The organism is Azospirillum sp. (assembly GCF_050789165.1).
In genome coordinates this window covers 19,319-41,554 of the sequence record NZ_JBOZRT010000015.1, presented here as the reverse complement: position 1 = coordinate 41,554, position 22,236 = coordinate 19,319, and the positions used below count along the sequence as shown (strand labels likewise).

The 22,236-nt window shown below is 70.9% G+C and carries 23 protein-coding genes; 11 read left to right on the top strand and 12 right to left on the bottom strand.

The genetic code is table 11. The annotated features are described in order from the left end of the window. Positions 1-242 precede the first annotated feature (242 nt). The 4 genes from sugE to ACRWK7_RS02430 all read right to left on the bottom strand — a co-directional run bounded on the left by sugE (position 243) and on the right by ACRWK7_RS02430 (position 2,991). On the bottom strand, positions 243-563 hold the full coding sequence (gene sugE / locus ACRWK7_RS02445; protein WP_431854578.1) for a quaternary ammonium compound efflux SMR transporter SugE: 321 nt from the start codon (positions 561-563) through the stop codon (positions 243-245). 130 nt (positions 564-693) lie between these two features. Further along, a complete protein-coding gene (gene rsmD, locus ACRWK7_RS02440) occupies positions 694-1,272 on the bottom strand; it encodes a 16S rRNA (guanine(966)-N(2))-methyltransferase RsmD (RefSeq protein ID WP_431854575.1) in 579 nt (192 codons plus the stop codon). Continuing rightward, positions 1,253-2,731: a pseudouridine synthase gene (locus tag ACRWK7_RS02435; RefSeq protein ID WP_431854574.1), complete on the bottom strand. Its 1,479-nt coding sequence runs from the start codon at positions 2,729-2,731 to the stop codon at positions 1,253-1,255. The genes rsmD and ACRWK7_RS02435 overlap by 20 nt, the downstream gene beginning before the upstream one ends. A 50-nt stretch (positions 2,732-2,781) precedes the next feature. Next, complete coding sequence (locus ACRWK7_RS02430; RefSeq protein WP_431854573.1) at positions 2,782-2,991, bottom strand: dodecin; 210 nt, start codon at positions 2,989-2,991, stop codon at positions 2,782-2,784. A gap of 108 nt (positions 2,992-3,099) precedes the next feature. Here ACRWK7_RS02430 and ACRWK7_RS02425 point away from each other — a divergent pair, with 108 nt between their 5' ends. Together ACRWK7_RS02425 and ACRWK7_RS02420 are read left to right on the top strand one after the other, a co-directional pair. Beyond that, positions 3,100-3,555, top strand: coding sequence for a nucleoside deaminase (locus tag ACRWK7_RS02425; protein WP_431854572.1), 456 nt, complete (start codon positions 3,100-3,102; stop codon positions 3,553-3,555). 70 nt (positions 3,556-3,625) lie between these two features. Further along, a complete protein-coding gene (locus ACRWK7_RS02420) occupies positions 3,626-4,051 on the top strand; it encodes a TerB family tellurite resistance protein (RefSeq protein WP_431854571.1) in 426 nt (141 codons plus the stop codon). Positions 4,052-4,094: 43 nt separating this feature from the next. On the opposite strand, the gene purD is transcribed toward ACRWK7_RS02420, so the two are convergent. Continuing rightward, positions 4,095-5,381 (bottom strand): phosphoribosylamine--glycine ligase, encoded by a 1,287-nt coding sequence (gene purD / locus ACRWK7_RS02415; protein WP_431854570.1) that lies wholly within the window; start codon positions 5,379-5,381, stop codon positions 4,095-4,097. Positions 5,382-5,438: 57 nt separating this feature from the next. On the opposite strand from purD, the gene xseA reads away from it, so the two are divergent. Beyond that, a complete protein-coding gene (gene xseA / locus ACRWK7_RS02410; RefSeq protein ID WP_431854569.1) occupies positions 5,439-7,064 on the top strand; it encodes an exodeoxyribonuclease VII large subunit in 1,626 nt (541 codons plus the stop codon). A gap of 21 nt (positions 7,065-7,085) precedes the next feature. Here xseA and pyrC read toward each other — a convergent pair whose 3' ends face one another. After that, positions 7,086-8,141 carry a dihydroorotase gene (gene pyrC / locus ACRWK7_RS02405; RefSeq protein ID WP_431854568.1) on the bottom strand — a complete coding sequence of 352 codons (1,056 nt, stop codon included), beginning with the start codon at positions 8,139-8,141 and terminating at the stop codon, positions 7,086-7,088. A gap of 123 nt (positions 8,142-8,264) precedes the next feature. Continuing rightward, positions 8,265-8,672, bottom strand: a complete 408-nt coding sequence (locus ACRWK7_RS02400; RefSeq protein ID WP_431854567.1) for a hypothetical protein — start codon at positions 8,670-8,672, stop codon at positions 8,265-8,267. Positions 8,673-8,868: 196 nt separating this feature from the next. Between ACRWK7_RS02400 and hisS the strand changes: the two genes are divergently transcribed. Continuing rightward, complete coding sequence (gene hisS, locus ACRWK7_RS02395; protein ID WP_431854566.1) at positions 8,869-10,227, top strand: histidine--tRNA ligase; 1,359 nt, start codon at positions 8,869-8,871, stop codon at positions 10,225-10,227. Positions 10,228-10,258: 31 nt separating this feature from the next. Here hisS and ACRWK7_RS02390 read toward each other — a convergent pair whose 3' ends face one another. Both ACRWK7_RS02390 and amrB read right to left on the bottom strand, forming a co-directional pair. Next, positions 10,259-11,089 (bottom strand): hypothetical protein, encoded by an 831-nt coding sequence (locus tag ACRWK7_RS02390; RefSeq protein ID WP_431854565.1) that lies wholly within the window; start codon positions 11,087-11,089, stop codon positions 10,259-10,261. 86 nt (positions 11,090-11,175) lie between these two features. Next, complete coding sequence (amrB, locus tag ACRWK7_RS02385) at positions 11,176-12,552, bottom strand: AmmeMemoRadiSam system protein B (RefSeq protein WP_431854564.1); 1,377 nt, start codon at positions 12,550-12,552, stop codon at positions 11,176-11,178. A gap of 96 nt (positions 12,553-12,648) precedes the next feature. Here amrB and amrS point away from each other — a divergent pair, with 96 nt between their 5' ends. The 5 genes from amrS (at position 12,649) to hrpB (ending at position 18,197) form a co-directional block, all read left to right on the top strand. After that, the gene (gene amrS / locus ACRWK7_RS02380) at positions 12,649-13,731 is read left to right on the top strand and encodes an AmmeMemoRadiSam system radical SAM enzyme (RefSeq protein ID WP_431854577.1); all 1,083 of its coding nucleotides are present in this window, start codon (positions 12,649-12,651) and stop codon (positions 13,729-13,731) included. A gap of 132 nt (positions 13,732-13,863) precedes the next feature. Further along, positions 13,864-14,076: a hypothetical protein gene (locus ACRWK7_RS02375; RefSeq protein WP_431854563.1), complete on the top strand. Its 213-nt coding sequence runs from the start codon at positions 13,864-13,866 to the stop codon at positions 14,074-14,076. Between the two features lie 60 nt (positions 14,077-14,136). Next, positions 14,137-14,613, top strand: a complete 477-nt coding sequence (locus tag ACRWK7_RS02370) for a DUF1003 domain-containing protein (RefSeq protein ID WP_431854562.1) — start codon at positions 14,137-14,139, stop codon at positions 14,611-14,613. A 90-nt stretch (positions 14,614-14,703) separates the two neighbouring features. After that, positions 14,704-15,621: a DMT family transporter gene (locus ACRWK7_RS02365; protein WP_431854561.1), complete on the top strand. Its 918-nt coding sequence runs from the start codon at positions 14,704-14,706 to the stop codon at positions 15,619-15,621. Between the two features lie 44 nt (positions 15,622-15,665). Further along, positions 15,666-18,197 (top strand): ATP-dependent helicase HrpB, encoded by a 2,532-nt coding sequence (hrpB, locus tag ACRWK7_RS02360; protein ID WP_431854560.1) that lies wholly within the window; start codon positions 15,666-15,668, stop codon positions 18,195-18,197. Between the two features lie 374 nt (positions 18,198-18,571). Here hrpB and ACRWK7_RS02355 read toward each other — a convergent pair whose 3' ends face one another. Both ACRWK7_RS02355 and ACRWK7_RS02350 read right to left on the bottom strand, forming a co-directional pair. Next, complete coding sequence (locus ACRWK7_RS02355; RefSeq protein WP_431854559.1) at positions 18,572-19,618, bottom strand: SPFH domain-containing protein; 1,047 nt, start codon at positions 19,616-19,618, stop codon at positions 18,572-18,574. 19 nt (positions 19,619-19,637) lie between these two features. Continuing rightward, positions 19,638-20,753: an AI-2E family transporter gene (locus tag ACRWK7_RS02350; protein WP_431854558.1), complete on the bottom strand. Its 1,116-nt coding sequence runs from the start codon at positions 20,751-20,753 to the stop codon at positions 19,638-19,640. A 91-nt stretch (positions 20,754-20,844) separates the two neighbouring features. Here ACRWK7_RS02350 and ACRWK7_RS02345 point away from each other — a divergent pair, with 91 nt between their 5' ends. Next, on the top strand, positions 20,845-21,360 hold the full coding sequence (locus ACRWK7_RS02345) for a CreA family protein (RefSeq protein WP_431854557.1): 516 nt from the start codon (positions 20,845-20,847) through the stop codon (positions 21,358-21,360). A gap of 130 nt (positions 21,361-21,490) precedes the next feature. Then, positions 21,491-21,676 (top strand): hypothetical protein, encoded by a 186-nt coding sequence (locus ACRWK7_RS02340; protein ID WP_431854556.1) that lies wholly within the window; start codon positions 21,491-21,493, stop codon positions 21,674-21,676. A gap of 4 nt (positions 21,677-21,680) precedes the next feature. Here the strand turns inward: ACRWK7_RS02340 and ACRWK7_RS02335 are convergent, their stop codons facing one another. After that, positions 21,681-22,148, bottom strand: coding sequence for a PAS domain-containing protein (locus tag ACRWK7_RS02335; RefSeq protein ID WP_431854555.1), 468 nt, complete (start codon positions 22,146-22,148; stop codon positions 21,681-21,683). Positions 22,149-22,236: the final 88 nt, after the last annotated feature.

Genomic DNA, 22,236 nt, shown 5'->3' with positions numbered 1-22,236 from the left:
CCCTCCATCGCAACCTCCAGCACTGAGGAGGTTCCTAGGAATCACACACCGCACCGAAAGGGAATCCTACAAGCCCGATCTTCAAGCGATTGCCCTGTTGACGGGCCGGGGCGCGCAATGTAGGATTATAGTCGCAGATGGCGGAGGTGTGTCCACCGCCGGGGTCGCCGCCGGGGGATGTGAACTGAACACGCCCTGCACACTGTTCCATAGTGTTCCACGGCGTTCCATTCACCGGCCGTTCAGTCCGGGCTGACCAGCTTCAGCCCGAGGATGCCGGCGACGATCAACCCGATGCAGGCCAGCCGCGCCAGCGACGCCGGCTCGCCGAACAGGACGATGCCGAGGATCACCGTGCCGACGGCGCCGATGCCGGTCCACACCGCGTAGCCGGTGCCGACCGGCAGCGTCTTCAGCGCCAGCGACAGGAACACGAAGCTGACCGCCATGGCCGCCACGGTGGCCAGCGACGGCCACAGCCGGGAGAAGCCTTCGGTGTATTTCAGCCCGATCGCCCAGCCCGTCTCGAACAGGCCGGCGATGAGCAGATAGATCCACGCCATCATGCCTCTCGTGTGTTGGTTTCGGGCGGCGTGCCCGCGTCAGGCCCCCTCCTGACCTCCCTCCCATCTTCGGGGAGGAGGAACGAAGCCCTCCCCCGCGAAGTGGGGGAGGGTTGGGTGGGGGCCCGGCTCAGGAAGTCCCATGTCCCCCGTACACCAGGAACAGGACCCGCGTATCCCCGTACCGCCGGTCTTCCAGCACGGTGAACCCCTCCGGCGGCTCGACCACGGCGCCGGCCTCCTCCTCGACCACCGCCACGGCGCCGGGCGCCAGCCAGCCGGCGCGGGCCAGCGCCGCCAGCGCCCTGGGGGCGAGGTCCTGGCCATAGGGCGGATCGAGGAAGACGAGGGTCGCCGGCTCCCGCGCCGCCGGCGGCTTGGTGGCGTCGGCGCGCAGCACGGCGGTCCGCCCGGCTTCGCCCAGTTCGACGATGTTGGCGCGCACGGCGTCGAGCGCGCCGCGGCCGAGGTCGAGGAACGACGCCCGGTCCGCCCCGCGCGACAGCGCCTCCAGCCCCAGCGCGCCGGTGCCGCAGAAGGCGTCCACCACCACGGCGCCCTCGACCGGGGAGCCGCCGTCCGGCCCCCAGCCGGAGTGCGCCAGGATGTTGAAGATGGTCTCGCGGGTGCGGTCGGTGGTCGGCCGGGTGTCGCGCCCGGCCGGTGCCTGCAGCCGCCGCCCGCGGTGCCTACCGGCGACGATCCGCACGGCCGCCGCCTCCGGCCCCGCCGGGCCGGCCGCCACCGCGCGGGCCGCCCTCGCGGGAACCGCCGCCACGCGGGCCGGCGCCCGGCTTGGGACCGCCCTGGCCCGGACCACCCCGCTCGGGCTTGCCGCCCGGCTTGCCACCGGGCTTGCCTGCGCGCTCGGCCTGCGGACGGCCGCGCGCCGCGCCGGCCGGCTTGTCGGCGGACGGGCCGCGCGCCGGCTTGGCGGCGCTGCGCTCGCTGCGCTCGCCCCGCTCCTTGCCGTCGCTTCGCTGGTCGGGCCGCCGCCCCGGCTTGCCCGGCCGGTCGCCCTTCGGGTGCTCCGCCTCGGCTGCCGCCCTGGCGAACGGTCTGGCCGGGGGCTTGCCCTTGCCGGCCGGTCGGTCGCCGCGCTCCTCGGCGCGCCGCTCCGATGCCGGCTTGGCCGCCGGCCTGGGCGCCGCGGGCTTGCCCGTGCGCACGTCGAACTTGCGGGCCGGCCGCTCCGTCACCTCGGCAAAGTCCTCGTCGAACTCCCGCACGGGCTTGACGTCCGGCTTGGGCCGCGCCTTGGGCGCGCGGAGCGGCGAGTTGACTAGCTTCGGTTCCGGCTTCGGCCCGGCCTTGTGCGGGCCGCGGTTGGCCGCCCTGGGCGCCGCCTTGGCGGTGCCGCCGGCCGACTTCGGCGGCTCGGGCGCGCCGTCGCGCTGGGTGAAGAAGCCGGAGATCTGGTCCCGGACCACGCGCTTCGGCACCTCCTCCACCTCGCCTTCCGGCAGCTTGCCGAGCTGGAAGGGGCCGTAGGCGGTGCGGATCAGGCGGTTCACGGACAGCTCCAGGCTCTCCATGACCTTGCGGATCTCGCGGTTCTTGCCTTCCTTGATGGCGACCGTCAGCCAGGCGTTGGAGCCCTGCACGCGGTCCAGCACCGCTTCGATCGGGCCATACTGGACGCCGTCGATGGTGACGCCCTTCATGAGCCCGGCCAGCCGTACCTCGTCCACCGTGCCGTGCACGCGCACGCGGTAGCGCCGCGTCCAGCCGGTGGCCGGCAGCTCCAGGAAGCGCGCCAGCTCGCCGTCGTTGGTCAGCAGCAGCAGCCCCTCGGTGGTGAGGTCGAGGCGGCCGACCGACACCACGCGCGGCATGCCTTCCGGCAGCTTGTCGAAGACGGTGGCGCGGCCCTTCTCGTCGCGGGCGGTGGTGACCAGCCCGGCCGGCTTGTGGTATCGCCACAGGCGGGTCGGTTCCGGCTCGGGCACGGGCTTGCCGTCGACGATCACGTCGTCGCCGGGCCGGACCACGAAGGCCGGGCTGTCGAGCGTCTTGCCGTTGACCGCCACGCGGCCCTCGGCGATCCAGCGCTCGGCGTCGCGGCGCGAGCACAGCCCGGCCCGCGCCAGCCGCTTGGCGATGCGCTCGCCGCCCGATCCCTCGGGCGGCGCGCCGGAGTCAGATGTGGTGTCGGAAGAGGTGTCCATGGGCACGGACCATAGGGCCTGCCGTGCCCGCCCGCAATGGCGGAAGGAGCCTACTCTTCCAGGCGGAAGCCGACCTTCATCACCACCTGGAACTGCGCCACCTTGCCGCCGCGCACGTTGCCGCGGGTCTCCATCACCTCGAACCAGTCCACGTGCTTCAGCGTCTTCGAGGCGCGGTCGATGCCGTTCTTGATCGCCTCGTCGATGGAGATGTCCGAGGTGCCGACGATCTCGACCTTCTTGTAGACGTGGTTTTCCATGGCGCGCGTCCTCCGTCGTGACGGTTCTGTGGTGTGAGCTTGACCCCGAACGCCGCCCGGATCAACCCGGCCTTGACCGGCGGATTGCCGCGGGGCAGGGTCGCGGCCATGTCGAACACGTCTCCCATGGCCCTTGCGCTCGCCGAGGCCGAAGCCGCCGCGGCGCGCGGCGAGGTGCCGGTCGGCGCCGTGCTGGTGGACCCGGCGACCGGCGCCGTGCTCGGCCGCGCCGGCAACCGCACCGAGGAGCTGAACGACCCCACCGCCCACGCCGAGGTGCTGGCGATCCGCGAGGCCTGCGCCGCGCTGGGCGAGCCGCGGCTGCCGGGCCTCGACCTGTACGTGACGCTGGAACCCTGCGCGCTGTGCGCCGCGGCGATCAGCTTCGCGCGGCTGCGCCGGGTCTATTTCGGCGCCTACGACCCGAAGGGGGGAGGGGTGGAGCATGGCCCGCGCTTCTTCACCCAGCCGACCTGCCACCACGCCCCGGACGTCTACGGCGGCATCGACGAGACGCGGGCGGCGGATCTCCTCAAGGGCTTCTTCCGGGAGCGGCGGGGCTGATCTTCCGGGGTCTTGTACCGGCCGGGCGACACCCCCAAATCCGCGGCGCCAACCACGAGAGGGGTACGTCATGGGTCTGTTCGACATGTTCAAGGGCGGCGCGCCGCTCGACATCACGCCGCGGCGCGCGCTGGTGGTTTCGCTGATCTACTGCATGGGCTCCGATGGCGAGATCGACCCGGAGGAGGTCGGCCACCTCGTCTCCGTCCTCGGCCGCAACGCCACGCGCGAGGAACTGGACCGCTGCTTCAAGTACGCGCGCAGCACGCCGGCCGACGCCTTCCTCGCGGAGGCCGCGCCCAAGCTCAGCGATGCGCAGCGTCTGTGCATCCTGCTGAACATGATCGACAGCGCCATGGCCGACGGCGAGGCCGAGGCGGGCGAGCGCGACCTCATCATCCGTTTCCAGCGGGCGTTCGGCTTCGACGACGCGACGCTGGAGCATCACTTCCGCACGCTGGTCGCCAAGAACGACCGCGCCATCCTCGACCGATAGGACGAAGGTCAGCCGCCGGAGGCGACTCCGGCGGCTGCTTTTCTCAGCGCTCGACCGCCCGCCAGCCGATGTCGCGCCGGCAGAAGCCCTCCGGCCACTGGATCCGGTCCACCGCCCGGTACGCCCGCGCCTGCGCGTCCTTGACGGTCGGCGCCATGGCGGTGACGCCCAGCACGCGCCCGCCGGTCGCCAGCACGCGGCCGTTGTCCGCCTTGGTGCCGGCGTGGAAGACGGTGACGCCCTCCACCGCGTTGGCCTCCGCCAGACCCTTGATCTCGGTGTTCTTGAGGTAGTCGCCGGGGTAGCCCTGGGCGGCCATGACCACGCACAGCGCCGCCGCGTCGTGCCACTGCACGTCCTCCGGCTTCAGCGTGCCGTCGCGGGACGCCAGCAGGGCGGCCAGCACGTCGGACTTGAAGCGGGCCATCAGCGTCTGGCACTCCGGGTCGCCGAAGCGCACGTTGAACTCCAGGGTCTTCGGTACCGGCTGCCCGTCTGGGCCGCGGACGATCATCAGGCCGCCGAACAGCACGCCCTTGAACGGCCGCCCCTCGGCCGCGAGGCCGCGCACCGTCGGCTCGACGATCTCGCGCATGACGCGGGCCTCGAGGTCCGGCGTCAGGGCGGGGGCGGGGGAGTAGGCGCCCATGCCGCCGGTGTTCGGGCCGGTGTCGCCGTCGCCCACCGCCTTGTGGTCCTGCGCCGACGCCAGGGGCACCGCGGTGGCGCCGTCCACCAGGGCGAAGAAGCTGACCTCCTCGCCGTCCAGGAACTCCTCCACCACGATCTCGGCGCCGGCGGAGCCGAAGCGGCCCCCCACCAGCGCCTCGTCGATGGCGGCGAAGGCCTCCTCCTCGCTGCGGGCCACGGTGACGCCCTTGCCGGCGGCCAGCCCGTCGGCCTTCACCACGATGGGGGCGCCGTGCTGGCGCACAAAGGCCTTGGCGGCGTCGGCGTCGGTGAAGCGCTGGTAGAAGGCGGTCGGCACGCCGTACTTGGCCAGCAGGTCCTTCATGAAGCCCTTGGAGCCCTCCAGCTCCGCCGCTGCGGCGCTGGGGCCGAAGGCCTTGATGCCGGCGGCCTCCAGCTTGTCCACGAGGCCGAGCACCAGCGGCCCCTCCGGGCCGACCACCACGAAGTCGATGCCCTGGTCCTGGGCGAAGCGCAGGATGCCGTCCACGTCCTCGGCGCCGATGGCGACGCACTCGGCCACCTCGGCGATGCCGGCGTTGCCGGGGGCGCAGACCAGCCGGTCGCACAGCGGCGAGCGCTTGATGGCCCAGCACAGCGCGTGCTCGCGCCCGCCCGACCCGACGACCAGGACTTTCATGGGACCCCGTCCTTCCATGCTTGTTGCCGACCGGCAGCCTTGTATCATGGCGCGGCCATGACACAAGACTTCGACAGCACCCCCCTCATCGCCGAGCCGCCGCGCCCCGGCTCCAACCTCCCGGAATTCTCGGTCGGCGACCTGGCGCGGGCGCTGAAGCGGACCATCGAGGACACCTACGGCTTCGTGCGCGTGCGCGGCGAGATCTCGCAGCCCAAGCGCCACAGCTCCGGACACTGCTACCTGCGGCTCAAGGACGAGACCGCGGTGATCGAGGCGGTGTGCTGGCGCGGCACCGTGTCCAAGCTGGCGGTCGCCCCGGAGGAGGGGCTGGAGGTCATCGTCACCGGCCGGGTCACCACCTACCCCGGCCGCTCGCAGTACCAGCTGATCATCGAGTCGATGGAGCTGGCCGGCGAGGGCGCGCTGCTCAAGATGCTGGAGGAGCGCAAGCGCCGCCTCGCGGCCGAGGGCCTGTTCGACCAGGGCCGCAAGAAGCCCATTCCCTTCCTGCCGGAGGTCATCGGCGTCGTCACCTCGCCGACCGGCGCGGTGATCCGCGACATCCTGCACCGCCTGAACGACCGCTTCCCGCGCCGGGTGCTGCTGTGGCCGGTGGCCGTGCAGGGCGACAGTGCTGCGGCGCAGGTCGCGGCGGCCATCGAGGGTTTCAACCGCCTGGAGCCGGGCGGCCGGGTGCCGCGGCCGGACCTGCTGATCGTCGCGCGCGGCGGCGGATCGCTGGAGGACCTGATGGCCTTCAACGAGGAGGTCGTGGTGCGCGCCGCCGCAAGCAGCCGCATCCCGCTGATCTCCGCGGTCGGGCATGAGACCGACACCACGCTGATCGACTTCGCCTCGGACAAGCGCGCCCCGACCCCGACCGCCGCGGCCGAGATGGCGGTGCCGGTGCGCGCCGAGCTGCTGGCCCAGGTGCTCGACGACGAGCGCCGGCTGATGGCCAGCGCCCACCGCTGGATCGCCGAGCGGCGGACGCGGGTGGAGGGGCTGGCGCGGGGCTTGGGCGATCCGCGCTCGCTGCTGGAGGGGCACGCGCAACGCCTCGACGATCGGGCCGAACGGCTGGGCATGGCGGTGCGCGCCCTCGTCGAGCGGCGGCGGACGCGGGTCGGCGAGCTGGGCGCCACGCTGCGGCACCCGCGCGAGAAGCTGGCGCAGGCAGAGGCGCGGCTGACATCCGAGTCGCGGGCACTGGCGGGCGCGCTGCGGCACGCCGTGGTGGCCGCGGAAGGCAAGTTCGAGCGGGTGGCCGGGCGGCTGTCGATCCGGCCGGCGGCGATCAAGATCGGCGAGGGCGGCCGGCGGCTGACCGACCTGGCGCCACGGGTCGAGCGCGGCTACCGCAAGCTGATCGAGGAGCGGGCGGCGCGGGTGCAGGCGCTGGGTCAGCTGCTGGAGAGCTATTCCTACGAGGGCGTTCTGAAGCGCGGCTACACGGTGGTGCGGGGGGCGGACGGCAAGCCGGTGACCGAGGTGGCCGGGGCCACGCCGGGGCTGGCGGTCACCCTGCAGTTCCATGACGGGAGTGCGGCGGCGATGGTGGGCGGCGAGGCTCCGGTGACGGAGCCTCCGCCCAAGGCCGCCAAGCCGAAGCCCGCCGAGCCCTCAAAGGCCGAGCCGAAGAAGGCGGTGCGGGCGCCGGCCCAGGGGAGCCTGTTTTAGGGAACGTGCCGGCGCCGACCCTCACACCCCGCCGGCGAACCGCCAGGGCAGCGTCTCGCCGCTCTTGAAGGGCAGGACGCCGTCGCCCTCGGGCAGCAGGATGATGTCCGGCACCGGGCCGGGGGTGCGCTCCAGCACCACCTTCTCCTCGGCGGCGGGCAGGCGGTAGAAGCGCGGGCCGTTCAGGCTGGCGAAGGCTTCCAGCGTGTTCAGGGCGCCGGCCTCCTCGAAGGCCAGCGCGTACAGCTCCAGCGCGTTGGACGCGGTGAAGCAGCCGGCGCAGCCGCAGGCGGACTCCTTGGCGGACACCGTGTGCGGGGCGGTGTCGGTGCCCAGGAAGAACGGGCCTTCGCCGGAGGTCGCGGCCTCGAGCAGGGCGCGGCGGTGCTTCTCGCGCTTGGCAATGGGCAGGCAGTAGAGGTGCGGGCGGATACCGCCCTGGAAGAGGTGGCTGCGGTTGATCAGCAGATGGTGCGCCGTGATGGTGGCGCCCAGCCGGCCGGATGCGGCTTGCGAGCGCACGAAGTTCACCGCTTCCTCGGTCGTCACGTGCTCCAGCACGACGCGGAGCGTGGGATGGCGCTCCAGCAGCGGGGCCAGCACGGTGTCGATGAACACCGCCTCGCGGTCGAAGACGTCCACGCTCTGGTCGGTGACCTCGCCGTGGATCAGCAGGGGCAGGCCGATCTCGGCCATCCGCTCCAGCACGCCCTCGACCTTGCGGAGGTCGGTGACGCCGTGCGCGCTGTTGGTGGTGGCGTTGGCGGGGTAGAGCTTCACGGCCGAGAACACGCCTTCCGCCGTGCCGCGGGCGAGGTCGTCGGCGTCGGTGGTGTCGGTCAGGTAGGCGGTCATCAGCGGCGTGAAGGCGAAGCCCTCCGGCAGCGCCGCCAGGATGCGCTCGCGGTAGGCGCGGGCGTCGGCGGCGGTGACCACCGGCGGCTTCAGGTTCGGCATCACGATGGCGCGGCCGAACTGGCGCGCCGTGAAGGGCAGGACCGCCTTCAGCATGGCACCGTCGCGCAGGTGCACGTGCCAGTCATCGGGGCGGCGCAGGATCAGGCGGTCGGTGGGCATGGCGGTCGAGGCTCCGGGTGCCGGGGAGGACCCGCGTCTTTTAGACGCTCCCGGCGCCGGGCTCAACCGGGGCGAGGGCGCCCCTCCCAGGTGGGGAGGGGCGCCGCCCGTCCGGCCGCGACGTCAGGGCTTCTTGGTGGTCGCGTGCTCGTTCGCCTGCGGGGCAGGGGCGTGCTCCTTGCTCTGGGCGGCCTTGGCGGCGTCGGCCTTGTGGGCGTCGCCCTTGGCCGGCTTGGCCGCGTCGGCGGCTTTCGGAGTCTCGGCGACGGAGGGCGTGGCGGTCTTGTCGGTCGCCTTGCCCATGGTGGTCACCTTGTCGGTCTTCTGGGCCGGCGCCGCGGTATCGCTGGTGCCGGTCTGCACGCTCTTGCCCGGAGCGACAGCCGTCGTCGAGGTGGACGGCTGGGCGGCCGGGGGCGTGGCGGTGTCCGCCGCGTGGGCCAGGGCCACGGGGCCAGCCACCAGGGCCGCGGCAACCGCGAAGGTGGAGAACGCCGAGGCAAAAATCCCACGATTGGCGAAGCGAGTCATAAATGACCTCCGATTGCGTGTGTCGCGATCAAGTGGATCGCACCTATACGAACGCGGCCCCCGCGCCCTTCATTCCACGCCCTTCCGAAAATTTTTCGCGCCAAATTTTCGGGGGTCTCGCGATTTTTCGTGCGGGGGTGACGGACGCCCGCAAAGCCGCTAAAAACGGCACCTCCCGAGACCGGAACCGGACACCATGAGCCTGATCACCCCCCGCACCCCGCCCGGCGTGATGGAACTGCTGCCGCGCCAGCAGGTGGCCTTCCAGCGCATGCTGGACACCATCCGCCGCGGATACGAGCGCTTCGGCTTCGTCCCCGTGGAAACCCCGGTGTTCGAGACGGTGGAGACGCTGCTCACCAAGTCCGGCGGCGAGACCGAGAAGCAGGTCTATTTCGTGCAGAGCACCGGCGCCATCGCCCAGGGCCACAAGCCCGACATGGCGCTGCGCTTCGACCTGACGGTGCCGCTAGCCCGCTACGTGGCGGAGCACGAGCGCGACCTCGCCTTCCCCTTCCGCCGCTATCAGATCCAGCGCGTCTACCGCGGCGAGCGCGCCCAGCGCGGCCGGTTCCGCGAGTTCTACCAGTGCGACATCGACGTGATCGGCAAGGACAGCCTGTCCCTGCACTACGACGCCGAGATGCCGGCGGTGATCTACCACGTCTTCCGCGAGCTGGACTTCGGCGGCTTCACCATCAACGTCAACAACCGCAAGATCCTGCTGGGCCTGCTGGACGGGCTGGGCTTGGCGCAAGCGGAGACCCGCGTGCTGGTGCTGCGCGAGATCGACAAGCTGGACAAGATCGGCCGCGACAAGGTGCGCGCCAACCTCACCGGCGAGGAGCTGAAGGTCCCCGGCGACGTGGCCGACAAGATCCTCTCCCTGATCGCCGAGGAAAAGTCGAACGACGAGACGCTGGCGGCGCTGCGCGGGCTCGGCATCCAGAACGAGACGTTCCTCAAGGGCGTCGATGAGCTGACCACCGTCATCGAGGGCCTGAAGGCCTTCCAGGTGCCGGACGGCTACGTCCGCATCAACCTCGCCATCGCCCGCGGCCTGGACTACTACACCGGCACCGTCTACGAGACCTTCCTGAACGACCACAAGGGCATCGGCTCGGTCTGCTCGGGCGGGCGCTACGACAATTTGGCCAGCCACTACACCAAGTCGACGCTGCCCGGCGTCGGCATCTCCATCGGCGCCACCCGCCTGTTCTACCAGCTGATGGACGCCGGCCTGATCAAGGACGCCGGCGCCACGGCGCAAGTGCTGGTCACCCAGATGGACGCGGCGCTGGGGCCGGACTACTTCCGCATGGCCGCCGGACTGCGCGCCGCCGGGCTCAACACCGAGATCCAGCTGGAAGGCGGCAAGATCGCCAAGCAGATGAAGTACGCCGACAAGGCCGGCATCCCGGTGGTGGTCCTCATGGGCTCCGACGAGAAGGCCCGCGGCACGGCGACCGTGAAGCACCTCGTGAAGGGCGAACAGGTCGAGGTGCCGCTGGGCGAGCTGGCGGAGCGGGTGAAGGATCTGCTCGGACGCGGATGAGAGGCAGGGGGAGCGGCCGGGGGCTGTGCCCCTACCGCTCCATCTCCGGCTGGATGCCCACGCTCTTCATCGCCCGGCACAGCTCGATGATCGCCTCGCTCATCTCCGGAAAGGCGACGGCCAACGCATGGCGCTCCTTGTCCAGGCGGATCACGTGGGCGATGGCGTGGACCGCCGGGTGGTCGGGGACGTCCTCGCAGCGGATGTCGAGCTTCAGGCGCGTTCCGGCGCTCACCATCAGCTCGCCCCGGTAGGTCTCCAGCAGCAGGCCCCGGATCGACCAGTTGACGGTGCGGTAGCGGTGGCCGGCGATGTCCACCGTTAGGACCGGGTCCATGTAGCGGATGGCGCGCCGGCGCTCGACGCCGCCCGGCGGCTTCGGCCCGGGCTTCTCGGTGAGCTCCAGCTTGCGGGCGTTGGCCTTCTTGGTGCGCTCGTCCACGCCGTCGGCGCTGGTCAGCAGCGCCGCCTGCACCCGCCGCTCGACGCCCGAGCGGAACTCGTCGTCGGCGCCGTAGCGCACCGCCTTGGCGAAATGGGTCTTCGCCTTGGTCAGCACCTCGTTGCGGCCCTTGTCGTCGCCGGCGTGGCCCTTGCGCTCCGCCTCGCGGATCAGCGTGTCGACGCTGAGCTGGTAGGCGTTGCGCTGCAGCGCCTTGGCGGTCTCGCGGAACTCGGTGGCGCGCTGGCTGGGGAACTCCTTGGCCTTCAGCAGATCGGCCAGCGTGTTGGCCTGCTGCTCGACCACGTCGGGGTCGTTGCCTTCCGCCATCCGCCGCATGGCGCGCACGTGCTCCTCCGCCTTGCGGATCAAGGCCTCCTCGAGCTTGTGGCGCTGTTCGGCGTCCATAACGGCGGGCATGTCAGCCTCCGTGGATCCTCCACCCCACCATCATAGTAATGTACGTGTAATTAATAAATTCTGAACGCGCTTACATTGCAGCGCACCTAGGGTTCATCCGTGCCGAACGTTTCCGCTGTGAAGCAAAATGCATTCATCGTCCCGGTTTCGACATCGGGATCGAGCCCCGCTTTTGCCTTGAGGTGACGCAGGAACAGGTGCTTGTCCGGCAGGACGTCCCACACCTTGGGCAGGAACAGGGCGCCACGGCCACGATCTTGTAGGATCAGCCCGTCCACCCCGGGGCGCAACTGGCGCAGCAGGTCCGCCTCGTCGGAGAACGCCATCGGCCGGTTGTGGCTGAGGATCGACACGGTGATCGCCACCTTCGGCAGCTCGGCCGCGGTCAGCGGGCCGAAGCGGGGGTCCTGCATCGCCGACTTCCAGGTGTTGGTCACCACGTCACGCACGAGCGGGTTCGCCGCCTGCACACTGCCGATGCAGCCGCGCAGGTCGCCGTCGATCTCCAGCGTCACGAAGGTCTTGCGCACCGCGCGCAGGGCCATGGGGAAGCTTTCCACCGCCACCTCGGGCGGCCGGCCGGTGCGCACCACGTGCTCCAGCGCGTTGTGCGCGGCGTCGAGCAGCTGGCGGCGCTCGGCGTCGGTCAGACGGGCGGTGTCGGCGGGCTCCAGCGTGTAGGCGCCGTAGCCGACCACCCGCCGCTTGTCGCCCGCCGTGTCGCCGGAGTTGCGCAGGTCGCGCGTGGTGACGCGCAGGTCCAGCGCCTGAGCGCGCAGCAGCAGGCCGGAGATCGGCAGGAAGCCGCAGGCCGCGTCGCCGCTCAACGTCTCCGGCTCCGCCGCCTCGATGGCCTGGGAGGCGGCGAGGTCCAGGCGCCGCGCGGTGTCGTAGTCGTGGAAGTGGCTGAGGTCGGAGGAGACGACGATCATCGTCTCCGGCCCGCCCCACAGCCGCTCCAGCACCGTGTCCACCGTCTGCGGCGCGCAGTGGCCGACCACCAGCGGCACCACCGCGGCGTTCGGGAAGGTGCGCTGGATGAAGGGCAGGTGGACCTCCAGCGCGTGCTCGCCCTCGAAGGCATCGTCGAGGATCTGCACGTCGGGCAGGCCGAGGATGGCGTCCAGCCCCGCGCGGTCCACCCGCACCACGCCCAGCGGCGTCACCAGCCCGTCGGCGCTGGGCGCCGCCAGCCCGCGGAACGGCCAACGATGCGCCGGGCCGAGCAGCACGACGCGCGTCACCCGGTCGCCCAGATGCTTCACCGCGGCGTAGGCGGTGCCGGCGATGGGGCCGGAATAGACGTAGCCGGCGTGCGGCGCGATGATCGCCTTGGCCGGCACCGGGCCGATGCCGGCGCCCGCCACGCACTCGGCCACCACCCGGTCGAGAAGTGCCGGGTCGGCGGGGTAGAACGAGCCCGCCACGGCCGGCGCGCGCAGATGCGTCATGGTGTTGGACATGGGTTGGGCGCTGCCCATCTATGAATTCGGGGATAGACCGAATGTCGGTCGTCCCGTCGGCTTTTTCAACACAGCACCGCCTGTCACATGACCCACATGTTTCCTGCCCGCTACTGGCACGCGCTCGACGACGGGCGCATCCAGTGCGACCTCTGCCCGCGCGCCTGCAAGCTGTCGGACGGGCAGCAGGCGCTGTGCTTCGTGCGCGAGCGCCAGGGCGACCAGCTGGTGCTCAGCACCTACGGGCGCTCTTCCGGCTTCTGCATCGACCCCATCGAGAAGAAGCCGCTGAACCACTTCCTGCCCGGCACGCCGGTCCTGTCCTTCGGCACGGCGGGCTGCAACCTGACCTGCAAGTTCTGCCAGAACTGGGACATCTCCAAGAGCCGGGAGACGGACACGCTGGCCGACTCCGCCGCGCCGGAGGTCATCGCGCGCGCCGCGGCGGACACCGGCTGCCGCTCGGTGGCGTTCACCTACAACGATCCCGTCATCTTCCTGGAATACGCGGTGGACGTGGCGCAGGCCTGCCACGAGCGCGGGGTGAAGACGGTGGCGGTGACGGCGGGCTACATCTGCCCGGAGCCGCGGGCGGAGTTCTACCGCCACATGGACGCCGCGAACGTCGACCTGAAGGCGTTCACCGAGGACTTCTACCACAAGGTCACCGGCGCCCACCTCGCCCCGGTGCTGGACACCCTCAAGTACCTGAAGCACGAGACCGAGGTCTGGTTCGAGATCACCACGCTGCTGATCCCCGGCGAGAACGACAGCGACGCCGAGCTGGACGCCATGACCGGCTGGATCCGCGAGAACCTGGGGCCGGACGTGCCGCTGCACTTCACCGCGTTCCACCCCGACTACAAGATGCGCGACAAGGACTGGACGCCGCACGGCACGCTGCTGCGCGCCCGGGCCATCGCCAAGCGGAACGGGCTGCACCACGTCTACGTCGGCAACGTGCGGGACCTGGCGAACTCCAGCACCTATTGCCCGTGCTGCGGGCAGCTGCTGATCGGGCGCAGCGGCTACACGCTGTCCGCTTGGAACCTCGACGCGTGCGGTGCGTGCGGCCGGTGCGGTGCGGCGCTGGCGGGCGTGTTCGAGGCGGCGCACGGCGAATGGGGATCGCGGCGGGTGCCGGTGCGGCTGCGGGACTACGCGGCTGCCGCGCCCTGATCGCACGATCCGCTGGAAACCATATTTATTTTGAGGTTATATCGTCGCAAGACGAAGCATCGGACGGGCGGCCAACGCCCGCCGCGCGTTTGGAATCGCCCCCGGGATCGGATGAATCCACGGGAGCAGGACATGGCATCGATGATGATCAAGGTTGCGGGCGAAGGCTTGGTCTCCAAGGCGCACCGCAACGCGGACGTCGGGCCGACGAGCGGGTCGTCGGTGGTCTACGAGGTGCAGAACATCCCGGCCGGCGTGCCGGACGAGGATGTCATCGCCGCGTTCAAGGGCTTCAAGCCCGCGGACAAGCAGTACGAAATCGACTGGGCCGCGCTGAAGGGCTGAGCGATGATGCGAGGGGGCCGCGACCCGGCCCCCTCGGCATCGTTCCGGAGAGCCCCGCCCATGCCAGGCCAGACGCCCAACCACACCCTCGACCTCGATCACCTGCGCAAGCTGCGCCCGGCGCACCGGCGGGTGCACCAGGAGGCGCTGTCGCTCGGCGACCGCGTCGCCGACCGGGTGGCGGCGAGTGTCGGCTCCTGGCGCTTCATCATCATCCAGTCGTCGATCCTGGCGCTGTGGATCCTCGCCAACGTGCTGGCCTGGGCCTACCGCTGGGACCCGTACCCCTTCATCCTGCTGAACCTGGTGCTGTCCTTCCAGGCCGCCTACACGGCGCCGATCATCATGATGAGCCAGAACCGCCAAGCCGACATCGACCGCCGCAAGGCCGAGCAGGACTACCACATCAACCTCAAGGCCGAGCTGGAGATCGAGCTGCTGCACCAGAAGCTCGACCTCCTGCGCGAACAGGAGATCACCCGCCTGACCAGGCTGGTCGAGGAGCTGATCGCCGAGCGGCGGGCGAACCAGGGGTGAGCACTCCCCGCCAAGCGGCGCAAGAACCGGGTGGCCCTGCCGCCCCGGCCCCGCCATTCTGCCGAAAAGCGAACCGGGGGATGGGAACGCATGACCGCGCCGCGCATGGGCTTGACTGAGTGGCTGATGCTGATCCTGCTGTCCGTGCTGTGGGGCGGCGCGTTCCTGTTCAGCAAGATGGCGGTGGCTGAACTGCGGCCGTTCACCGTGGTGCTCGCCCGGGTGGGGCTGGCCGCCGCGGCGCTGGCGCTGGTGGTGCGCGCGGCGGGGCTGCGGATGCCGGACTCGGCGCGGGCGTGGCGGCCGTTCTTCGTGCTGGGGTTCCTGAACAACCTCGTGCCGTTCAGCCTGATCGTCTGGGGGCAGACGCAGATCGCCAGCGGGCTGGCCGCCATCCTCAACGCCACCACGCCGCTGTTCGGCGTCGTCCTTGCCCACGCGCTGACGGCGGACGAGCGCCTGACCGCGCCGCGGCTGGCTGGCGTGCTGCTGGGCATCGGCGGCGTGGGGGTGATCGTCGGACCGGAGGCGCTGGGCGGTGCCGGGACGGCGGTGCTGGCGCAGCTCGCCGTCCTGGGGGCGGCGCTGTCCTACGGTTGCGCCGGGATCTACGGCCGGCGATTCCGCGGCACCCCGCCATTGGTGACCGCCGCGGGGCAGGTCACCGCCTCGGCGCTGATGATCCTGCCGGTGGCGCTGCTGGTGGACCGGCCATGGGAGGGTGCCGTGCCGGGAGCGGAGACGTGGGGAGCGCTGGTGGGCTTGGCGCTGCTCGGCACCGCGGGGGCGTACGTGCTGTACTTCCGCATCATGGCGCGGGCGGGGGCGACCAACGCGATGCTGGTCACGCTGTTGATCCCGGTCAGCGCCCTGCTGCTCGGCGCCGTGGTGCTGGGCGAGGCGGTGGAGCCGCGGCAGGCCGCCGGCATGGCGCTGATCGGCTTGGGGCTGGCGGTGATCGACGGGCGGCCGCTGGGCTGGGTGCGGCGGCTCGCACCCGCCTCTTGATTTCCTGCTCTTGATTTCTGGGGCGCGGCGCGCCAGCAAGGGGCATGGCGATTCCCCCTCTTCCTCCCCTGCCGATCGATCCCGTCCTCCCCGACCTTCTGGCCGCCCTGGCCGGGCGCGGCGTTGCCGTCCTTCAGGCCCCTCCCGGCGCCGGCAAGACGACGCGGGTGCCGCTGGCGCTGCTCGACCAGCCGTGGCTGGCCGGGCGCAAGGTCGTCGTGCTGGAGCCACGCCGGCTGGCAGCGCGCGCCGCGGCGCGGCGGATGGCGTCCATGCTGGGCGAGGCGGTGGGGGAGACGGTCGGCTACCGCGTCCGCCTCGACACCAAGGTGGGGCTGAAGACCCGCGTCGAGGTGGTGACCGACGGCCTGTTCCTGCGCCAGCTGCAGGACGACCCGGAGCTGTCCGGCGTCGGCGCCGTGCTGTTCGACGAGTTCCATGAGCGCGGCATCGACAGCGACCTCGCGCTGGCCCTGGTCCAGGAATCGCGCTGCGCGCTGCGCGACGATCTGCGGCTGGTGGCGATGTCGGCGACGCTGGACGGCGGGCCGGTGGCGGCGCTGCTCGACGCGCCGATCGTCACCAGCGAGGGCCGCGCCTTCCCGGTGGAGACCCGCCACCTCGACGCGCCCGCCCAGGGCACCCGCGTCGAGGACGCGGTGGCCGCCGCGGTGCGCCGGGCGCTCGCCGAGGAGCGCGGCAACGTGCTGGTCTTCCTGCCCGGCGCGGGGGAGATCCGCCGCGTGCAAAGCCTGTTGGAGGGCGCCGTTCCCAGCGACGTGCAACTCGCCCCGCTGTACGGCGACCTGCCGGCCGACGCACAGGACCGCGCCATCGGCCCGACGCCGCCGGGCACGCGCAAGGTGGTGCTGGCCACACCGATTGCCGAAACCAGCCTGACCATCGAAGGCATCCGCGTGGTGGTCGACAGCGGCCTGATGCGGGTGCCGCGCTTCGATCCGCGCTCGGGCATGACGCGGCTGGTGACGGTGAAGGTCTCCCAGGCCTCGGCCGAGCAGCGCCGCGGCCGCGCCGGCCGCCTCGAGCCCGGCATCGGCTACCGCCTGTGGCCGGAGGCGACGCACAAGGCGCTCGCCCCGTTCACCCCGCCGGAGATCCTCGACGCCGACTTGGCTCCCCTGGCGCTGGAGCTGGCGATGTGGGGGGTGAGCGATCCCAATTCGCTGGCATGGCTCGACCCGCCGCCGGCCGCGGCGATGGCGCAGGCGCGCGAACTGCTGCGCGAACTGGGCGCTCTGGACGCCAACAACGCCATCACCGCACACGGCCGCCGCATGGCCGGTTTCGGCGTGCACCCGCGCCTCGCCCACATGATGCTGGCTGGCAAGGACATGGGCTTGGGCGGGCTGGCCTGCCAAGTGGCGGCGCTGCTCGGCGAGCGCGACATCGTCCGCGCCCAGCCGGGCTTCCGTGACGCCGACCTGCGCCTGCGCGTCGAGCTGCTTCGTGCGCTGGACGAGGACGGCCGCATGCGGGCCGGGCGCGGCCTGACGGTGGAGCGCGCCGGGGCGCAGCAGGCGCTCCGGCAATCGCGGCAGTGGATGCGTCAGCTGCGCGTGCGCGACGGTGAGGGCGAAGTCGGGTCCACCGGGCTGCTGGTGGCGCTGGCCTATCCCGACCGCATCGGCCAGCGCCGTCCGGGGAACAGCGGCCCGGCGACGCAGTACCGCCTGTCCAACGGCCGCGGCGCGTTCTTCCCCGAGCCGGAGCCGCTGTCGGCGGAAGACTGGCTGGCGGTCGCCGACCTGGACGGTGCGGCGCGCGAGTCCCGCATCTTCCTGGCCGCCCCGGTTACCCTGGCGGAGCTGGAGGAGACCTTCGCCGAGCATGTCCGCACCGAGACGGTGGTGAGTTGGGACTCGCGCGAGCAGCTGGTGCTGGCGCGGCGGCGGCGCATGCTGTTCGCGCTGATCCTCAAGGACGAGCGCCTGGGCAATCCGCCGGCCGAGGCGGTGACGGCGGCGATGCTCCAGGGCGTGCGGGAAATGGGGTTGGCGTGCCTGCCGTGGAGCGACGAGCTGCGCAAGTGGCAGGCGCGCGTCTCCTTCCTGCGCCGCATCGAGGGGGAAGAGTGGCCGGACGTCGGCGACGCGGCGTTGCAGGAAGGCCTGGAGGAGTGGCTGGCGTCCTTCCTGGAGGGCGTGTCGCGCCGCGCGCATCTGGAGCGCATCGATTTGTCGAGCGCGTTGCGGGGGCTGCTGCCGTGGGCGATGCAGAAGCGCCTGGACGCCGAGGCGCCGACACACGTGGAGGTGCCGAGCGGCTCGCGCGTGCCCATCGACTACACGGGCGAGGAGCCGGTGCTGGCGGTGCGCCTGCAGGAGATGTTCGGGCTGGCGGAGACGCCGCGGGTGGCCGGCGGCCGGGCGCCGCTGCTGCTGCACCTGCTGAGCCCGGCGCGCCGGCCGGTGCAAGTGACGCGCGACCTGGCGAGCTTCTGGGCGAACGCCTACAAGGCGGTGAAGGCCGACCTCAAGGGGCAGTACCCCAAGCACTACTGGCCGGACGACCCGATGCAGGCCGAGCCCACCGCGCGGGCGAAGCCGCGGCGCTGATCAGTGCAGCAGGGTCCACAGGGTGAGGACGGAGGCGGCGAACATCAGGCTGCCGGCCGGTAGAACCCAGCCGTCCGCCGCGGCGGCCTGGGCGATGGCTCTCTTGTGGCGTTGCATGACGGCTCTCCTTCGGATGGTCCCTACAGGAGAGGATGGTGTGCGAGGGGCGCCGCGTCCAATCGGATGTGCGGATCGGAGCGATAGGGCGGGGCTGTCGTAAGCCCTCCCTCAGCTCCGCTGGGGGAGGGTTGGGTGGGGGCAGCGGCGTCCCCGAGACTCAACGCCTGCCACAGACGCCGTAGCCCCCACCTTCCCACGCCTGCGGCGCGGGTCCCTTCCTCCCCCGCCGGGGGCGGGGGAGGGACAAGGATCGTCTACGCGATCTCCACGCCCGTTTCCCCCCAGGGGCCCGAGCGCGGCGGCTCTGGCAGTGGGGCCGGGGGCGGCGGGGGCGTCGGACGCGGCGGCGGTTCGGGCGTGGGGGCCGCACCTCTGCCATCGCCACCGCCCTTGAACGCCTCGCGGGCGATCTCGGCGATGCCGCCGATGGCGCCGATCACGCCGGTGGCCTCCAGCGGCAGGAACAGCACCTTCTGGTTCGGCGCCGAGGCCATCTTGGTCAGCGCCTCGACGTAGCGCTGGGCGACGAAGTAGTTGATCGCCTGCACGCTGCCGGTGTTCACCGCCTGCGACACCATGGTGGTGGCGCGCGCCTCGGCCTCGGCCTCGCGCTCGCGGGCCTCGGCGTCGCGGTAGGCGGCTTCGCGCCGGCCCTCGGCCTGGAGGATGGCGGCCTGCTTCTCGCCCTCGGCGCGCAGGATGGCGGCTTGGCGCAGACCCTCGGCCTCGAGGATGACGGCGCGGCGGTCGCGCTCCGCCTTCATCTGGCGGGCCATGCTGTCCACCAGGTCGCGCGGCGGCTGGATGTCGCGGATCTCGATTCGCGTGACCTTGACGCCCCACGGGCCGGTCGCCTCGTCCACCACCGAGAGCAGCTGCGCGTTGATCTTGTCACGCTGGGACAGCAGCTCGTCCAGGTCCATGGAGCCCATGACCGTGCGCACGTTGGTCATGGTCAGGTTGAGGATGGCGAGCTGCAGGTTGTTGACCTCGTACGACGCCTTGGCGGCGTCCACCACCTGGTAGAAGACGACGCCGTCCACCGTCACCATGGCGTTGTCCTTGGTGATGACCTCCTGCGAGGGGACGTCGAGCACCGTCTCCATCATGCTCTGCTGGCGGCCGATGCGGTCGATGACCGGGATCACCAGATGCAGGCCCGGCGTCAGGGTGCGGGTGTAGCGGCCGAAGCGCTCCACCGTCCACTCCTGCCCCTGCGGCACCGTCTTGACGCCCAGCACCACCAGCGCCAGCGCGAGCACCACCAGCGCCAGCACGAACAGCGTGAATCCGCTCACCATCGCCCAAGCCTTCTTCGCGTCAGTCCCCCAGCAAGGCGCCGATCGCCTTCGCCGGTTCGTGAGCATCGCACAGGATCTTGAAGATGGCGAGGATCGGCACCGCCAGCAGCGCGCCGGGAATGCCCCACATCCAGCCCCAGAACAGGATCGACACGAACACCGCGATGGGGTTCAGCGACAGCCGGCGGCCGACGATCATCGGCGTCAGGAAGTTGCCCTCGATCGTCGCCAGCGCCACGAAGGACAAGGGCGGCGTCAGGATGTTGAACAACCCGTCGAAGGTCAGCACCGACACCAGGAACAGAACCGCCGTCATCACCGCCGGCCCGATGAACGGGATGAAGTTCAGGAAGGTAATCATCGCCCCCCACAGCGTCGGGTTGGGCATGCCCTGCACCCACATCAGGAGCGCCGTGGCGATGCCCAGCACGACGTTGATGACGGTGATGGTGGCCAGATAGACGGCGATGTTCTGCTGCACCGTTCCCGCCACCATGGCGTAGTGGACGCGGTCGTCGATGCTGCGCATGGTGCCGATCAGCGCCTCCAGGCTCTGCCGGCCGCGAGCCAGGAAGAAGTACAGCAGCACCTGCAGGATCACGACGTTGGCGATCACCGCCTCGGTCTGCTTGAGCACCTGGTCGGCCAGCGACGGGCCGCGCACCACCACCTCGCGCGCCGCCTCGCCATCGGGGCCGGCGATCCGCTCGATCTGCTGGGAGGCCTTGCGGGCGCGCTCCAGCCCCTCGCGGATGTCGCCCAGCTTGAACTCCAACTCGTGCATGACGCGCGGCACGCGGTCGATCCACTCGGTCGCCGGTCCGATCAGCGTGTAGATGCCGGCGCCGACCATGCCGAACACCACGAGCACCATAATGGCGGCGCCGATCCCCTCGGGAATGCGCAGGCGGTACAGGCCGCGCACCAGCGGGCGCAGCAGGAAGCTCAGGATCAGCGCCAGCGCGATGGGCAGCAGCACGTCGCGCCCGAAATACACGGTGTACAGCACGGCGATGACGAACAGCCCCATCACCGCGACCGTCATCGGGTTGCGCGGATGCTTGGCCGGGGGCAGCGGCTCGGTCACCGGCGGCGGGGGATTGTCGAGCGTGGAGTCGGCGGTGCGATCGGACATGCGGCGGCGGGGCCCCCAAAGGTTCTTGAAGCCGGCGCGGGCGGGGCCAGATGTTGCGGGTTCGACACCGCTTTCCTGGAGACACCCGGCGATGCGCGCGCGCCTGCCCCTGCTAAACACCCTGGCCGCCCTGTCGGCTCTCGCGCTGCTCGGGGTGGCCCGACCGGCGCAGGCGGAGGACGTCGGCCGCTTCAGCAACGACTGGACCGGCAACGGCCTGATCGTCCAGGCCATCGAGGACCCGAAGGTGAAGGGCGTGACCTGCCATCTGGTGGACTTCGACCGCTCGCTGATCGACCGGCTGTCGAAGGGCAACTGGTTCGAGGACCCGTCCAACGCTTCCATTGCCTGCCGCATGACCGGGCCGGTAAGCGTCGGCGACATCGACCTGTCGCAGAAGGGCGAGGAGGTGTTCTCCGAGCGCAAGAGCCTGATCTTCAAGTCGATCGCCATCCGCCGCATCTACGATCGGGTGAACGACACCCTGGTCTACGTGGTCTATTCGCGGCAGGTGAAGGACGCCTCGGCCAAGATGTCTATCTCCACCGTCCCGCTGTTCCAGGCCAACGCGATGTGGGAGAAGGGGCGGCCGGTGGCGAAGAAGTGACGCGTCGCTTCATTCCTTCGTCATGGCCGTGCCTGACGGTGTGGGCAGGAAATCCAGCTTGCACGGTTAAGAAAAATTTTAGACACTTCCAAGGTAATCGGCGGCGAGACCGCTTGGAGGAGGGGTGTCGATGCAGAAGGATCGCACGGAGCTGCTGCGCGAGCTGAGCGCCCATGTCGGCCGGCCCGATTTCGCCGAGATCGCCGCGCGCATCACCCGCGAGATGCAGCAGCCGGCTTCCGAACCGTCGAAGCCGGCGCCGCGCAACGTCGGCGCGCCGCGCCGCCCGTCCACGGCGGCGCGTCGGGCCTCCTGACGCCTTATTCCGCGTAGATCGAACCGCCGCTGCGCCGGAAGCCGTGCGCGTACAGGGCGACGATCAGGTGCGTCACCCGCTCGTCCTCGCCGCACGGCAGCATCAGCCGCTCCAGCACCGTGAAGTTCTGCAACGCCATGCCGGGCAACAGAGTGTCGAGGCGTGGCCTGCGGGTCCGCACGCACTCCCGGTAGGGGCCCAGCAGGATCTCGCGGTGCGCCGCCTTGTAGGCGTCGTCCAGGTAGCGACCGGTGAAGTCTTCGCCGGCGAGGTCGCGGATCGCCGTGCCCTCCAGTGTCACCTTGAAGCGCAGCGACTCCAGCTCCACCGCCAGCATGCGGACGTGGCCAAACCAGGGCCGGAATTCCTCGGCGATGAAGTCGCGGCGCGACGGCATCGTCCGGCCGCCCCGCCGGAGATCCCAGAACGCTTCCAGTTCCGAGATCAGGGTGAGATCGCGGCGGACCAGCATGACGGAGTGACCATAACGGAAACAGGTAATACCAATTTATTGCTTCTTTGATTGACTTTCAATGGAAATTGCTGCGTCGCACAATGGT

Bases quoted from the DNA above. Each gene is read 5' to 3' on its own strand.
- ACRWK7_RS02375 (WP_431854563.1), top strand. From the start codon at position 13,864: ATGGCATCGATGATGATCAAGGTTGCGGGCGAAGGCTTGGTCTCCAAG.
- ACRWK7_RS02370 (WP_431854562.1), top strand. From the start codon at position 14,137: ATGCCAGGCCAGACGCCCAACCACACCCTCGACCTCGATCACCTGCGC.
- pyrC (WP_431854568.1), bottom strand. From the start codon at position 8,141: ATGCCCACCGACCGCCTGATCCTGCGCCGCCCCGATGACTGGCACGTG.
- hrpB (WP_431854560.1), top strand. From the start codon at position 15,666: ATGGCGATTCCCCCTCTTCCTCCCCTGCCGATCGATCCCGTCCTCCCC.
- ACRWK7_RS02430 (WP_431854573.1), bottom strand. From the start codon at position 2,991: ATGGAAAACCACGTCTACAAGAAGGTCGAGATCGTCGGCACCTCGGAC.
- amrS (WP_431854577.1), top strand. From the start codon at position 12,649: ATGTTTCCTGCCCGCTACTGGCACGCGCTCGACGACGGGCGCATCCAG.
- ACRWK7_RS02435 (WP_431854574.1), bottom strand. From the start codon at position 2,731: ATGGACACCTCTTCCGACACCACATCTGACTCCGGCGCGCCGCCCGAG.
- ACRWK7_RS02350 (WP_431854558.1), bottom strand. From the start codon at position 20,753: ATGTCCGATCGCACCGCCGACTCCACGCTCGACAATCCCCCGCCGCCG.
- ACRWK7_RS02400 (WP_431854567.1), bottom strand. From the start codon at position 8,672: ATGACTCGCTTCGCCAATCGTGGGATTTTTGCCTCGGCGTTCTCCACC.
- xseA (WP_431854569.1), top strand. From the start codon at position 5,439: ATGACACAAGACTTCGACAGCACCCCCCTCATCGCCGAGCCGCCGCGC.
- ACRWK7_RS02420 (WP_431854571.1), top strand. From the start codon at position 3,626: ATGGGTCTGTTCGACATGTTCAAGGGCGGCGCGCCGCTCGACATCACG.
- ACRWK7_RS02425 (WP_431854572.1), top strand. From the start codon at position 3,100: ATGTCGAACACGTCTCCCATGGCCCTTGCGCTCGCCGAGGCCGAAGCC.
- ACRWK7_RS02365 (WP_431854561.1), top strand. From the start codon at position 14,704: ATGACCGCGCCGCGCATGGGCTTGACTGAGTGGCTGATGCTGATCCTG.
- ACRWK7_RS02345 (WP_431854557.1), top strand. From the start codon at position 20,845: ATGCGCGCGCGCCTGCCCCTGCTAAACACCCTGGCCGCCCTGTCGGCT.
- ACRWK7_RS02390 (WP_431854565.1), bottom strand. From the start codon at position 11,089: ATGCCCGCCGTTATGGACGCCGAACAGCGCCACAAGCTCGAGGAGGCC.
- amrB (WP_431854564.1), bottom strand. From the start codon at position 12,552: ATGTCCAACACCATGACGCATCTGCGCGCGCCGGCCGTGGCGGGCTCG.
- ACRWK7_RS02340 (WP_431854556.1), top strand. From the start codon at position 21,491: ATGCAGAAGGATCGCACGGAGCTGCTGCGCGAGCTGAGCGCCCATGTC.
- sugE (WP_431854578.1), bottom strand. From the start codon at position 563: ATGGCGTGGATCTATCTGCTCATCGCCGGCCTGTTCGAGACGGGCTGG.
- hisS (WP_431854566.1), top strand. From the start codon at position 8,869: ATGAGCCTGATCACCCCCCGCACCCCGCCCGGCGTGATGGAACTGCTG.
- purD (WP_431854570.1), bottom strand. From the start codon at position 5,381: ATGAAAGTCCTGGTCGTCGGGTCGGGCGGGCGCGAGCACGCGCTGTGC.
- ACRWK7_RS02335 (WP_431854555.1), bottom strand. From the start codon at position 22,148: ATGCTGGTCCGCCGCGATCTCACCCTGATCTCGGAACTGGAAGCGTTC.
- ACRWK7_RS02355 (WP_431854559.1), bottom strand. From the start codon at position 19,618: ATGGTGAGCGGATTCACGCTGTTCGTGCTGGCGCTGGTGGTGCTCGCG.